Below are 12,627 nucleotides of genomic sequence, written 5' to 3' on the forward strand. Positions count from 1 at the left end.
CGGCTTCCAGGTGTGCGATCCCGAGTGGACACCTAGCGTGAGACGACGGGTCACGGGACGAGCGGGCGTCGCCGTGACCGGACGACGGCAGGACGATCCGATGACACTCGAGACCACGGGCACAGCCCGCAACCGGTTCGGCGGTGCACCACCGACGACACTCCTCGGCATGGTGAGCGGGATACTCGCCCTCGTCGCGTCCTTCGCGCTGGTCCCGGAGAACGCTGCTTCCGGACAGACCTCGACGAGGCTCGGCCGCGAGCTCGTCACCAACGGGTCGTTCGAGGACGGACGCCGAGGATGGCGCGTCAAGCCCGACCGTCGGGCGCGGCTCAAGCTGGCCAACCCCACCGTTCGAAGCAAGAGGGCGGCCGTGCTCGTCGGGAAGCGGAGCGGACGAGTGACCCTGGACGACGTCGGGACCACCGTCGGCCGCGCGCAGGCAGGGACCTACCGCGCGTCGGTCCTGCTGAAGGGCTCCCGGAGGGTCAAGGGAACACTCGTGGTCCAGCACCGGATCACGACAGGGCGGCAGGTCACCACGCGCACCACTCGACGGGCCGTCGCCGTCAGACGCGGCTGGTCACGCGTCGCGGTCGACTTCTCTGTGAGAGCCGGCACCGCGCTCGACGTGCGAGTCGTCGCCCGGCGGATGAAGAAGGGGCGCACGTTGTCCGTCGACCAGGTCTCCCTGCGCCGACACCTGCCGCGGGCGGTCACTCCCCCGCCCACGACCAAGCCTCCGGTCCCCTCGCCGACGGTCCGCCCGACCCCGACAGCGAGCCCGACCACGGACGTACCCACGAAGACGCTCACGAACGGGTGCGCGTACTCCTCCCGCGGCATCCCGGCGTGCGGCACCTACGTCGGCCTGGCGGTGGGCTCGAACGACCTGCCGACAGACTTCGAGGAGTCGGCCGGTCAACCCCTCGGCGTGCACCGGACGTTCTGGCAGGGCAGCCAGGTCGACGGAGCGGTCGCGATGGCGACGAGGGACGTCGCCGACCGCAGCATCCCTTGGCTCAGCTTCAAGCTGCCCCACACCTGGCCCGAGATGGCCGCCGGCGCAGGTGACGCCTGGGCACGCGACCTCGCGACCCGGCTGGCGCGGCTGCAGGGACCGGTCTGGGTGGCTTTCCACCACGAACCGGAGAAAGACGGCGACATCCGCCAGTGGACCGCAATCCAGGAACGTTTCGGCCCGATCGTGCGCGCCGCCGGACCCAACATCGGGTACTCCGTGATCCTCACCGGGTTCCACCAGGTCTTCGGCGAGACCGAGACGTACGGCCTGGACAAGATCTGGCCGAGGACGACCGTCGACGTCGCCGGCTTCGACGTCTACAACCGCTACGGCGTCCCTGGATCCAGCACCACGTCACCCGCCGACCTGACCACCCAGTACTTCAAGCCCCTCGGTGGCTGGATGAAGGCTCGCAAGATCGCATGGGGCGTCGCCGAGACCGGCTACACCCACCAGACCGCCGTCGAGGATCCGCACTGGCTGCTCGACACGTACCACGGCCTGAGCATGAACGGCGGCATCGCCATGTCCTACTTCGACAGCCGACCTGCCAGCGCGACCGGCGACTGGCTGCTCACGGACCCGGTCCGCGGCCAGCAGTACCTCGACATCCTCCGCGGAAGCCCGCACATCCCGACCGCGCCGTGACCCGGCGGCCTCAGCCGTCCCCGAGCGGCGGCGCCCACGACGGCCTCGGGATCAGGCAGAACGGGTGACCGGCGGGATCCGCGTACACGTCTCCGCCCAGAGGAGCAGCACCGAGCCGTACGACCTCCGCCCCGACGGCGGCCACGTCGTCGACCATCACGTCGACGTGCATCTGCTGCGGGACCTGCGGCGCGGGCCAGGTCGACGGTGACAGCCCTGGCGCCCGCTGAAACGCCATCCCCGAGGTCTCCTGGTCGGCGGAGACGACGACGAAGTCACCGTCGTCGTAGGTGATCGGCTCGCCGAGCAACGCCGACCAGAACTCCGCACACGCGTGCGGGTCCGGGGCATCGACGACGAGATGGTGGCGTCGGCCCATCATCTGGGCAGCGTACGACCGTCGACCGGTCACCGGCAGCACGTAGGGACGGACGGACTTCTGGGTACTCCGGGTGCGAGGGAACGAACGTCGTTCTCGGAGAGGCCGCCGCGATGCACACCCTCGACGTCGCGCCCGGCGTGCACCGCCTCGCGCACGCCTCCACCGCCTGCTACCTCGTCGAGACCGACGACCACCTGCTCCTCGTCGATGCCGGTCTGCCCGCCTTCGCGTCCGACCTCGATCGCGTCCTCCGCATCATCGGGCGTACGACCGATGACGTGCGGCACGTCCTCCTGACGCACGGCCACTTCGACCATCTCGGGCTGGCACGACGGCTGGAGGAGTCCGGTGCACAGGTGTGGGTCCACCGCGGCGACCGACACATCGCGGAGCACCCGTACCGGTACGAGCCCGGCCGTCCACGCCTCGTGTACCCCTTCCGTCATCCCCGTTCGTTGCCGCACCTCGCCTCGATGGTGGGCGCCGGCGCGTTGTGGGTGCGGGGTGTGTCGGCGCCTCGGACGTACGACGAGGAGCTCCCGTTCGGCGATCTCGTGAAGGTCGTCCCCACCCCCGGCCACACGGACGGCCACGTCGCCATCCTGCTTCCCGACCGCGACGCGGTGGCGACCGGTGACGCGCTCGTGACTCTTGACCCGTACACCGGGCGGACCGGGCCTCGCATCGTCGCCCGCGCAGGCACGCACGACGCGGGCGGTGCGGTGCGATCCCTCGACGCGATCGCGGCGACCGGCGCTCGGACGGTGCTGCCCGGGCACGGTGGGGTGTGGCGAGAAGGTGCCGACGTCGCGGCGTCGAGGGCGCGCGAGCGGCCCGTCGCCTAGACCGCGCCGGGCGGTGCGCGCGCGGGGTCGGCTGCAGCGACGGGGCGTGTGGGCAGCAGTCGGGTGAAGTACAGCGCGAGGACGACGAAGAGGGCCAGGACGAGGAGACTGAGACGCAGACCGGCGACCCTCGCCTCGGTGTTCTCGTCGATCGCGGCCTGCGCCTGCGCCTCCGGCACGCCCGCCTCGGCGAGCGCGTCCTCGAGATCGACGTCGGACACGAACGGGATCCCGCCCGCGAGCTCCACACCGGCGGTGGACGCGACCTCGTCTGGGACCGCCGGGTTGTCCTCGATGCCGGCGAGGAAGGACACCGTCAGCGCTCCGATGAGCACGGAGCCCGCGAGCGCCGTGCCGAGGGAGGCACCGAGGTTGGTCGCGGTGTTCTGGAGGCCGCCGACCTCCGCGCTCTTCTCGTCGGGCAGGGCCGAGACCGTGACGGCGCCGAGCTGCGATGCCAACGCGCCCACACCCAGGCCTGCGAGCAGCAGAGGCACGGTGACGACCTCCGGTCCGGCGCCGGCCTCCAGCGCGAGGACGAGCGACACGATGCCGGCGAGGAGGGCACCGAGTCCATAGGCGACCACCCTGCGCGGGGATGCGTCCGGCCACAGCCGAGGCACGCCGACGGCGGCCGCGAGCAGCGTGACGGACAGCGGAAGGAGCCGGACGCCCGTCTCCACGGCGCTCAGCCCGAGCGCCACCGACAGGTACAGCGGGATGGTGAAGAACAGCCCCGCCTGCACCAGGAACTGGAAGAAGAACATCGTGAGGCCGCCGACGAGACGCTTATTGCGCAGCATCGTCATGTCGACCAGCGGCTCCCGCCCCGCAGCGGTCACGTGCTCCTCCCACGACACGAACACGCGGAGGACCACCAGGCCGCCGAGGATGCACCAGACCGTGGGCGACGTGCCGAGGATCGATGGGCCGCCGTCGGAGGGCCGGACCCAGCCCCACTCCCCCGACCGGAGCACGCCGAACACGACCAGCGCGAGCCCGGTCGCCGACAGCACGGCACCGATCCCGTCGAGCGACGTCGTGCCCGTGGGGCGTTCGTCGTGCATCCGACGAGCGAGCAGAAGGATCCCGACCACGACGACGACCTCGCCGGCGAAGACGAGGCGCCAGGTGAGATAGGTGGTGACTGCCCCGCCGATCAGCGGACCGGCGGCGACGGCGATCGCGCCGGCCGAGGCGACCAGCCCGTAGGCGCGCGGCCGCTGGTCCGGCACGAAGTTGGTCGCCACCAACGCCACGATCGCCGGCATGATCAACGCAGCGCCCAGCCCTTCGAGGAGCGACCAGCCGATGAGGAGCACGGTGAGGTTGGGGGCGAGGGCCGTCGTGAGCGAACCGGCCCCGTAGATCACGCACCCGATGGCGAACGCACGGCGGCGCCCGATCATGCTGCCGATCTTGCCGCCGGTGACCATCGTCGCCGCCATCACCAGCGTGTAGAGCGTGATGGCGGTCTGGATCCCGGTGACGGTCGTGCCGAGGTCGGCGGCGACCTGTGCGATCGACACGTTCATCACGGAGCTGTCGAGCGTCATCAGGAACTGGCCCGAGGCGAGCGTCAGGAGGACGACCCCGCTGGCGCCGGCCGCCCTCGCCTTCGTCATGCCCACAGTGTGGCGGCACCGCGGACGGCTCGCAGACCCCTTTCACGACGGAGGCCCTGCGACCGATGTGGTCGCAGGGCCTCCGTGTCGTCCGGGGTCCCCGGTCAGGGAGTCGGTGACGGCAGGTCGTCGAGGTCCGGGATGTCGGGTGTGTCGACGGAACCGAAGTCGTCGACCTTCCAGCCACCACCCTGCTTCTCCAGCTCGACCTCCTGGTCGACCGAGGTGCCCATCAGCTCGAGCGAGACGGTGACCGTCGCCTCGTCGCCGTCCTCCTTGGTGTCCTTGACGGTGAACTTCGCGTCGCGCAGCGACTTGAGCATGCCCGCGTCGCCGTCGTCGCCCTCGAGCGACTCCTTGCACTTGTCGGCACCCTCGCCGTTGCGGAAGTCGTCGGTCGTCACCTCGACGAGCGCGTCGCAGTCGCCGTCCTGGATCGCGTCGATGAACTGCTGGGTCGCGTCCTCGGGCGACGAGGCGCCGCCACCGCTGCCGTTGAACAGGAAGACGGCAGCGAGCACGATGGCCACGAGTGCGACGAGCGCTGCACCGATGATCGCGATCAGCTTGCCCGCGCCACCCTTCTTGCCGCCGTCGGGTGCGTTCGGCGGCAGGTACTGCGGCTGCTGCCCGTACTGCTGGCCGTACGGCGGCTGCTGGGCGTAGCCCTGCTGCGGCGGCTGCTGGCCGTACGGCGGCTGCTGGGCGTAGCCCTGCTGCGGCGGCTGCTGGCCGTACGGCGGCTGCTGGCCATAGCCCTGCTGCGGCGGCTGCTGGCCGTACGGGGGCTGCTGACCCTGCTGCGGCGGCTGCTGGGCATACGGCGGCTGCTGGCCGTAGGGCTGCTGCGGCGGCGGCTGCTGGGCGTACGGCGGCTGCTGAGGCTGCTGCGGCGGCTGGCCCTCGCGCGGCTGCGGGTCCTGCGGATCGTCGTTGGACGGCTGATCGGGCGTCTGATCGCTCACAGGCGTACGGTACGCGACCGGAGGCGCACGTGTCGCGCAGCCACGACGGACGTCACACGCGGTGTGGCGTCAGCGCGAACGCATGAGGGCCGGCAGGCCACCGACGGCAGCGACGCCCAGCGCCGAGCGGGGCTCGTAGCCGACGCGCCAGAGGCCCCCGTGCGCCGCGCCCTCGGCGAACAGCTCCTCCGGGTTGTCGCGGACCGGCGGCGTACGGTGCAGGTCGTGCACGAGGAGCGCGGCCATCAGCGCACGCGTGGTCGCCGGCTCGAAGATCTCGATGCCGAAGTACTTCGCACCGCCGTACGCGGCCGCGAGCACCCGGTTCTTGGTCACCGAGTGGGTCCATGTCGCCGGTGCCACGTTGAACGAGACCCGTTGGCCCTGGTCCTCGGCGAGGATGCCGCGCCACCGCTGGAGCCGCTTGGCCATCGCGTAGTTGGGCCCCTGCTGCGGGACGAGGATGTCGGCGACGCCGGTCCCGTCGGGCAGCACGGTCGCGTAGTTGGGGACGAACAGCCGGCCGCGACTCACGGCACGCAGCGGTGCCTGGACGAGGCGGACCGCGCCGCGCTCGCCGTACGCACGCTGGCTCGCCTCCACGACGTCCCCGGGCACGACGAACGCGTCGGTCGGGGTGGCGAGGTAGGCGATCGCCGTGTCGCGGCCGCTCGAGGCGAGGCGATCGGCGATGACGTCCGCTGCGGCCGTGACCAGGACGTGGGCACCGCCGTCGGCGTACGCGTACATCCCGACGACGAGGTCCTGGTGCGCGGCAGCGTCGCCGACCCAGCGGATGACGTCGCCCGTGCGGGTGACGAGGTCGGCGCCGGGCGTGCCGTCCGGTGACACCGGGTACGTCGTGGTGCCGGCTCCGCTCTCGGCGAGGGTGCGGATGCGGTCCCAGACCCGCGGCGACGGCACGTCGACGGCGAGGACGTCGGCACCCCACGAGGCGAGGGAGCCGAACGGGCTCATCTCCGCGGCCGCGCCGAGCAGCACGACCGTGCGACCGGGCACCGCGAGCCACTCCGGATGCTCGATCACGGCCTCGACGGCGGTGACGAACGACTGCTCGACGATCCCCTCCACCTGCCACCGGTGCAGCTGGTCACGCAGGGCTTCGCCGCGAAGGGTGGAGCCGCCGTACGGGACGGTGAGCTCACGTTCCGGGACGGACGTGCCCTGCACGACCTCCGTCCCGAACCCGTCGGCGCCCTCCTCCGGCACCCACCGGTCCAGCGGGACGTCTTCGGTCGGCGTCGCAGCGACCATGCGCGCACGCATCGATGTCACACCGCCCTCAGCGAGGCCGAGCGCAGCCTTCGGGGACTCCGCGGACGCGGCCGTCACCCGTCCGACGAGCGCCACGTAGTCGGATCGCCACTGGGCGGCGGCCTCGATGTCCACCGCGAGGTCGGGGTCGACGTCTCGGGCGGCGTCGACGAGGATGCCCTGCACGGTCGGCGTCGAGGGTCGGCGGCCGTCGACGGACGGGAAGGCGATCGTGGTCTGCTCCGGTGGCTGCACCCCACCAGTATCCGAGGTTCCCCTCATGTTTTGTCCAGTACCCCCTCGATGGAGTCGGCCACGAGGCCGATGCCCTCGGTGACGACACCCGGCGGGTGGGCCGCGTAGCCCATCACGAGTCCCGGCGCTCCCGGGAGCTGGCGGTGCAGCGACAGCGGGTGCAGCTTGACGCCGCGTTCGAGCGCCGCACGTGCGACCAGGGTGTCGTCGATGCCGTCCGGCAGCGTGACGACGAGGTGCAGCCCAGCGGCCGCGCCACGCACGGTCGCGTCCGGGAGTCGCTCCCCGAGTGCGGCGACCATCGCATCCCGGCGGTTGCGGTGACGGGTCCGGAGCGCGCGCAGCTGACGTTCCAGCGCTCCCGACTCCATGAGGTGTGCCAGGACCAGCTGGGCGAGAACCGGGTTGCCGAGGTCCACGTCACGCTTGAGCCGGACCAACGACGACCGCAGGCTCCGGGGCGCGACCAGCCAGCCGGTCCGCAGCGCCGGAGCGAGCAGCTTGGAGACGCTCCCGACGTACGCGACCCCGTCCCCCAACGTGGCGCGGAGGGCAGGCACCGGCGCGCGGTCGTACCGGTGCTCGGCGTCGTAGTCGTCCTCCAGCACCAGTCCGCCTTCCTCGACCCACGCGGTGAGCTCGCGCCGGCGCGCCCCTCCGAGCACGACGCCGGTCGGGAACTGGTGCGCCGGTGTGGTCATCACCGCGCGCACGCCGCTGGTCCGGAGATCGTCGACGCGCAGCCCGTCCGCGTCGACCGGCACGGGGACCGGGTCGAGCCCGAGCCGCCGGAGCTGCTGTCGGGCACCGAAGGAACCCGGCTCCTCCATGCCGACCCGCGTCGTCCCACCCTCACGGAGCACGTGGGCGAGCAGGAAGAACGCCTGCGCGGCGCCTGCGACGACGAGAATGTCGTCAGGGTCGACGCTGATCCCGCGGTTGCGTGCGACCCACCGCGAGACGGCGCGGCGCAGCGCGGGAGCACCCCGCGGGTCGCCGTAGCCGAGGTCGGAGGCGGACCGCGCACCGAGGACCTCCCGCTCGGCCCGCAGCCACGCCGCCCGAGGGAAGGCCGTCAGGTCCGGGACACCTGGCGAGAGGTCGATGCGGGCCGGGACGGCACGGAGGCGGTCGACGACGTCGTCGGCGCCGAGGTCGTCGAAGATGCCCGCCGCGCTGTCAGGTGTCGGCACGGGTCCGCTCGCAGGCGCGGACACCGGACGGGAGACCACGACGGTCCCGCCGCGCCCACGACCGACCACGTGGCCCTCGTCGACGAGTCGCTGGTAGGCCTCGGTGACCACGCCGCGCGACACGCCGAGCTCAGCGGCCAGGGTCCGACTGGCGGGCAGGCGGTCGCCCGTGCCCAGGACCCCGTCGCCGATGGACTCGCGGATCCGGCCGGTGAGCCACGCCGTGCGCTCGCCCTGCGGCACCTCCCCCAGTCGGAGAACCAGGAAGTCGGACCCGCTGCCATCGCGACGTTTGGACCCGTCCATCGGGTGTTGATTGGCACTGTGCACCGGGCCATTCTGCCGACATCGTGAAGGACATGCACCATGAACCTCAACAGTCCTCCATCGCCGGCTACCTGCCCGGCGCCATCGGCATGGCTCTCGTCGGCGGCAGCGTCGCGGTGTCCCACGTGCTCGTGGACGCCCCGCTGATGACGGCGCAGACCATCCGGTACGCCGCAGCAGCCGTGCTGCTCGTGCTCTGTGCGCGCGTCCTCGGGCGTCCCGTGCCGATGCCACGAGGCTCCGAGTGGGCCCTCCTGGTGCTCCTGGCCGGATCCGGTCTGGTGCTCTTCAACATCGCCCTCGTCCGTGGTGCCGAGCACGCAGAACCTGCGGTGATCGCCGTGGCGGTCGCGTCCGTCCCCATCGTGCTGGGGCTGATCGGGCCGCTCCTCGAGGGCGGATCACCGACCCGGCGACTGCTGGCCGCGGCGGCGCTGGTCACCGCCGGGAGCGTGCTCGTCCAGGGATTCGGGCGCACCGACGCGTACGGGGTGTTCTGGGCCGCCGTCGCGCTCGCGTGCGAGGCGGCGTTCACCCTCCTCGCAGTTCCGCTCCTGCCGCGCCTCGGGGCGTGGGGCGTCTCGGTCCACTCGGTGGTGGTCGGCACGCTCATGTTCGGCGTCCTCGCCCTCGTCGGAGAGGGCCCGACGGCGGTCACGCGGATCCAACCCGACCAGTGGGTGGCCATCGCCTACCTGGCCGCCCTGGTGACCGCTGTCGCGTTCGTGCTCTGGTACGCCACGGTGGCTCGCGTCGGTGCCGCCTCCGCGGGTCTCCTGACCGGCGTGGCACCCGTCGCGGCGGCCGGAGCCGGCATCGTGGTCACCGGAGACGTGCCTTCGCCGTACGTGTGGATCGGCATCGCCGTCGTCGGTGCGGGTCTGGCCCTCGGACTCGCCCGACGCGCGACACGTCGGCGCTCCGCCGTCGGCATGGTCACCGCCTCTCTGGCACCCTAGCCACGTGCCCGACTCACCGACCGAGAGCTGGTTCAGCGACGCGTTCCGCAACGCGTGGGAGACCGAGCAGCGGCGACTGGGACGCTTCAACCTCGCGATCTTCGGCAAGACCGGCGTCGGTAAGAGCACGCTGGTGAACGCGATCTTCGGTGACGAGATCGCAGCGACCGGGATCGGCGAGCCGGTCACCCGCGAAGAGCACCTCTATCTCCACAAGAGCGGCACGCTCGGCGTCCTCGACACGCGCGGCCTCGAGGTCGGCGTCGACAACGCCGCGATCATCGCGGAGGTCGGCGAGCACGTCGCCCGGATGCGGCACCGCCCTCTGGAGGAGCACCTGCACGTCGCCTGGTTCTGCGTCCGCGCCGGTGACCGCCGGTTCGAGGAGACGGAGGCCGAGTTCGTCCGGGAGCTCGCGCGTCTGGGCGTGCCTGTGCTGCTCGTGATGACCCAGGTGCCGCGCATCGAGGGACAGGTGCATCCCGACGCCCTCGCACTGGCTGCCGAGATCGAGCGGCGCGAGCTCCCGATCCACCGCAACCACGTGTACCTCACGATGGCCCTCGCCGACCCGTTCGCCCGTCTCGAGGCGCACGGCCTGATGGACGTCCTCGATGCCACCTTTCGCAGCGCCCCGGAAGGGGTAGCCAACGCGATCACGGCTGCCCAGCGCATCGACCTGGCGCGCAAGCGCAAGCGGGCGGGCGACGCGATCAAGCTGGCGACGAGTGCCGCGGGGACGGCCGGAGCAAGCCCCATCCCCTTCTCCGACGCCGCCGTGCTCGTGCCGATCCAGATCACGTTGATGGCCTCGATCGCCAGCACGTACGGGTTGAGTCTCGAGCGGTCGACCGCGGCGTCCCTCGCAGCGACGGCAGCCGCCACCGTCGCCGGTCGGACCGCCGTGACGAGCCTGCTCAAGCTCATCCCCGGGGCCGGCACCGTCGTCGGCGGGACCGTCAACGCCGCCGTCGCCGGCACCCTGACGTACGCCGTCGGTCACGCCTGGACACGCGTCTGCGAGCGCCTCGCGCAGGGAGACCTCCAGACGGTGGGCGGTGCCCTGGACAGCGCGACCATCCGACGTGTGTTCATGGACGAGTTCGCCAAGCAGGCGAAGCGGCGACGCCCACCGGCCGTCGAGCGCTGAGGCGCGCGCCGGGCTCTACCTCCGCCGACGCCGGCCACGGCTACGACGCGGCGGCCACGCAGCTCCACCGAGCGGGGCGATCGGCGGTGGTGCTGCCTCGTCCTGCGCCGGTACGGGCAGCACCCCCAGGATGCGGCGGAGGCTCACCACGACGGCACCTCCGGGGAACAGGCTCTCGCCCTGTCCGCTCGTGGCCACGACGAGGTCCGCCAGGCGCTGCACGCCGTCGACCAGCGGACGCGTGTCCTCGGGTCCCAGCGGATCGTCGCCGACCAGGCGGCGTACGACGTTGGCGAGCTCTTCGAGCACGTCGGCGACGGCGGGCGCACCCTCTCCCCCGGCGCGCAACCACGGGCGCTCTGACCCCTGGACCTCGCCGAGCATGTACGCGAGGTTCTCCACCAGCGCGGCGACACGCTCGAGGACGTCCGCCTCGTCCCGCCGGCGCTGGACCAGGTCACGCCACCTGGCGGCTCGGATGTTCCCGCGGAGCGACTCGTCGAGCGTCGAGAAGCTCTCTCGGAGCCGCAGGGCGTCGGGAAAGACCTCACGCGTCACGCCCTGCCAGGTCGCCTTCGGGTCGTCGCTGTCGCCACGCAGCACCTCGGCCATCTCGTCGAGCTGGTCGGCCACCTCCGCAGCGAGGGCGTCCAGCCGTCGGCGCGCCACCCGCGCGGGCACCGGCGGGAGCGCCAGCGTGAGCGCGACCCCGACCGCCGCACCGAGCGCGACCTGGCCGACCAGGCCGGAGACGAAGCCCGAGGTGTCGATGTTGCCGAGGATGTAGGTGAACAGCGCCGCCGTGATCACCCAGGTCCGACCGTCGCCGAGCAGGTCCCATCCAGCGAGCACGACCGCGACGAGCACCAGGAGGCCGACGCCGGCCCATCCGGGCAGCGGCAGCACGTGGAAGACCGCGCCGACCGCCGCGCCGATCACGAGAGCGCCGAAGATCTGCGCCGACTCCCTCACCGAACCCGCAACGCTGGGGTGCACGGCGAGGACGGCACCCATCGGCGCGTAGTACGCGTAGTCCCCGACCGGGCTCGGGAGCAGGTTGCCGAGCTGCCAGGCAAGCGCGGCAGCGACGGCTGCCTTGATGGCGATGTGGAGCCGCGACCCGAGGAGCGGGTCGCTGCTCGTCGTCGAGCGCATCAGCATGCCGTCCACGCTAGTCGGGTGCGTTCGCGCCAGCCGATCGCTCCCGCCACCACCGTGGTCAGCGGGCGCGGTGCTCGGCTGCCCCGGCGAAGGTGGCGGCCTCGCGGTCGACGAGTGCGCGGTAGTGCGTACCCCCGATCGCGCCGGTGATGCGCGCGAGCGGGCCGCTCTGCACGAGGCGCAGCTCCAGCCGGGAGCCGGACCCGCGGGGGACGAACCGGTGCGACGCCTCTGTCCGGACACCGAGGACCGACGAACGCCACGTGAAGCCCGCACCGGGTTCGACGTCGGTCACGAGCCACGTCAGTGCCCGCATCGACGGCTGACGGACGACGTAGCGCTGCCCGACGACGAGACCGCTCCCGTCCTTGGGCCGCACCTTGATGAAGCTGTCGGTGAGCAACGGCCACTCTGCCGGATCGGCAAGGACGGTCCACGCCACCTCGACCGGGGCGTCGACGTCAACCCCGACCTCGTACCTCATGCGAACGACCACCAGGCGACGCCCACGCAGATCACCAGCATGCCGATCGCGTTGACGAACAGGTTGCGTCCCAGGTCGCGTGCCCGCACGTGCGCGGTGATCGCGGCGAGGAAGTAGGCGACGAGCGCGAGCGTCGTGACCAGCCCGAGGTACGGGATCCAGATCCCGGCGACGAGACCTGCTGCGGCGGCGAGCTTGAGCGGTGTCAGGACTGGCCACCACCGCCGCGGGAACCGGACGTCGGTAAGGCAGTCGCGGACGAACGGGAGGGGCTTGAGACAGAAGATGGCGTCGGCGAGCTGGATCACAGCCAGCACGACCACGGGCCATACAG

The 12,627-nt window shown here is 71.9% G+C and carries 12 protein-coding genes; 4 read left to right on the plus strand and 8 right to left on the minus strand.

All coding sequences use genetic code 11. From position 1 onward, the window contains the following. Positions 1 to 100: 100 nt before the first annotated feature. Positions 101 to 1,672: a hypothetical protein gene (locus tag AB3M34_RS11645; RefSeq protein WP_370614020.1), complete on the plus strand. Its 1,572-nt coding sequence runs from the start codon at positions 101 to 103 to the stop codon at positions 1,670 to 1,672. Between the two features lie 10 nt (positions 1,673 to 1,682). On the opposite strand, the gene AB3M34_RS11650 is transcribed toward AB3M34_RS11645, so the two are convergent. Next, the gene (locus AB3M34_RS11650) at positions 1,683 to 2,054 is read right to left on the minus strand and encodes a VOC family protein (protein ID WP_370614022.1); all 372 of its coding nucleotides are present in this window, start codon (positions 2,052 to 2,054) and stop codon (positions 1,683 to 1,685) included. Positions 2,055 to 2,164: 110 nt separating this feature from the next. Between AB3M34_RS11650 and AB3M34_RS11655 the strand changes: the two genes are divergently transcribed. After that, entirely contained in the window at positions 2,165 to 2,899 is a 735-nt protein-coding gene (locus AB3M34_RS11655) for an MBL fold metallo-hydrolase (protein ID WP_370614024.1), read from the plus strand. On the opposite strand, the gene AB3M34_RS11660 is transcribed toward AB3M34_RS11655, so the two are convergent. The 4 genes from AB3M34_RS11660 to AB3M34_RS11675 all read right to left on the minus strand — a co-directional run bounded on the left by AB3M34_RS11660 (position 2,896) and on the right by AB3M34_RS11675 (position 8,518). Continuing rightward, positions 2,896 to 4,524, minus strand: a complete 1,629-nt coding sequence (locus AB3M34_RS11660) for an MFS transporter (protein WP_370614026.1) — start codon at positions 4,522 to 4,524, stop codon at positions 2,896 to 2,898. The genes AB3M34_RS11655 and AB3M34_RS11660 overlap by 4 nt on opposite strands. Positions 4,525 to 4,628: 104 nt before the next feature. Beyond that, the gene (locus AB3M34_RS11665; RefSeq protein ID WP_370614028.1) at positions 4,629 to 5,489 is read right to left on the minus strand and encodes a hypothetical protein; all 861 of its coding nucleotides are present in this window, start codon (positions 5,487 to 5,489) and stop codon (positions 4,629 to 4,631) included. A 69-nt stretch (positions 5,490 to 5,558) separates the two neighbouring features. After that, positions 5,559 to 7,019 (minus strand): hypothetical protein, encoded by a 1,461-nt coding sequence (locus tag AB3M34_RS11670; RefSeq protein ID WP_370614030.1) that lies wholly within the window; start codon positions 7,017 to 7,019, stop codon positions 5,559 to 5,561. Between the two features lie 23 nt (positions 7,020 to 7,042). Further along, positions 7,043 to 8,518, minus strand: coding sequence for a PLP-dependent aminotransferase family protein (locus AB3M34_RS11675; RefSeq protein WP_370614031.1), 1,476 nt, complete (start codon positions 8,516 to 8,518; stop codon positions 7,043 to 7,045). Positions 8,519 to 8,571: 53 nt separating this feature from the next. On the opposite strand from AB3M34_RS11675, the gene AB3M34_RS11680 reads away from it, so the two are divergent. Further along, a complete protein-coding gene (locus AB3M34_RS11680) occupies positions 8,572 to 9,498 on the plus strand; it encodes a DMT family transporter (protein ID WP_370614033.1) in 927 nt (308 codons plus the stop codon). Positions 9,499 to 9,502: 4 nt separating this feature from the next. After that, positions 9,503 to 10,648: a GTPase family protein gene (locus AB3M34_RS11685; RefSeq protein ID WP_370614035.1), complete on the plus strand. Its 1,146-nt coding sequence runs from the start codon at positions 9,503 to 9,505 to the stop codon at positions 10,646 to 10,648. A gap of 15 nt (positions 10,649 to 10,663) precedes the next feature. Here the strand turns inward: AB3M34_RS11685 and AB3M34_RS11690 are convergent, their stop codons facing one another. Genes AB3M34_RS11690 through AB3M34_RS11700 form a run of 3 tightly spaced genes read right to left on the minus strand, consistent with a single transcriptional unit; the run spans position 10,664 to position 12,616 of the window. Next, complete coding sequence (locus tag AB3M34_RS11690; protein WP_370614037.1) at positions 10,664 to 11,809, minus strand: aromatic acid exporter family protein; 1,146 nt, start codon at positions 11,807 to 11,809, stop codon at positions 10,664 to 10,666. Positions 11,810 to 11,867: 58 nt separating this feature from the next. Beyond that, on the minus strand, positions 11,868 to 12,293 hold the full coding sequence (locus AB3M34_RS11695; protein WP_370614038.1) for an SRPBCC family protein: 426 nt from the start codon (positions 12,291 to 12,293) through the stop codon (positions 11,868 to 11,870). Beyond that, the gene (locus tag AB3M34_RS11700; protein WP_370614040.1) at positions 12,290 to 12,616 is read right to left on the minus strand and encodes a DoxX family protein; all 327 of its coding nucleotides are present in this window, start codon (positions 12,614 to 12,616) and stop codon (positions 12,290 to 12,292) included. The genes AB3M34_RS11695 and AB3M34_RS11700 overlap by 4 nt, the downstream gene beginning before the upstream one ends. Between the last annotated feature and the right edge of the window lie 11 nt (positions 12,617 to 12,627).

The organism is Mumia sp. Pv4-285, from assembly GCF_041320275.1.
GTDB classification, from domain to species: domain Bacteria; phylum Actinomycetota; class Actinomycetes; order Propionibacteriales; family Nocardioidaceae; genus Mumia; species Mumia qirimensis.

What these genes read in the sequence shown, in the direction of transcription:
- AB3M34_RS11645 (WP_370614020.1), top strand. Translation starts at nt 101, where the DNA reads ATGACACTCGAGACCACGGGCACAGCCCGCAACCGGTTCGGCGGTGCA.
- AB3M34_RS11650 (WP_370614022.1), bottom strand. Translation starts at nt 2,054, where the DNA reads ATGATGGGCCGACGCCACCATCTCGTCGTCGATGCCCCGGACCCGCAC.
- AB3M34_RS11655 (WP_370614024.1), top strand. Translation starts at nt 2,165, where the DNA reads ATGCACACCCTCGACGTCGCGCCCGGCGTGCACCGCCTCGCGCACGCC.
- AB3M34_RS11660 (WP_370614026.1), bottom strand. Translation starts at nt 4,524, where the DNA reads ATGACGAAGGCGAGGGCGGCCGGCGCCAGCGGGGTCGTCCTCCTGACG.
- AB3M34_RS11675 (WP_370614031.1), bottom strand. Translation starts at nt 8,518, where the DNA reads ATGGACGGGTCCAAACGTCGCGATGGCAGCGGGTCCGACTTCCTGGTT.
- AB3M34_RS11680 (WP_370614033.1), top strand. Translation starts at nt 8,572, where the DNA reads ATGCACCATGAACCTCAACAGTCCTCCATCGCCGGCTACCTGCCCGGC.
- AB3M34_RS11690 (WP_370614037.1), bottom strand. Translation starts at nt 11,809, where the DNA reads ATGCTGATGCGCTCGACGACGAGCAGCGACCCGCTCCTCGGGTCGCGG.
- AB3M34_RS11695 (WP_370614038.1), bottom strand. Translation starts at nt 12,293, where the DNA reads ATGAGGTACGAGGTCGGGGTTGACGTCGACGCCCCGGTCGAGGTGGCG.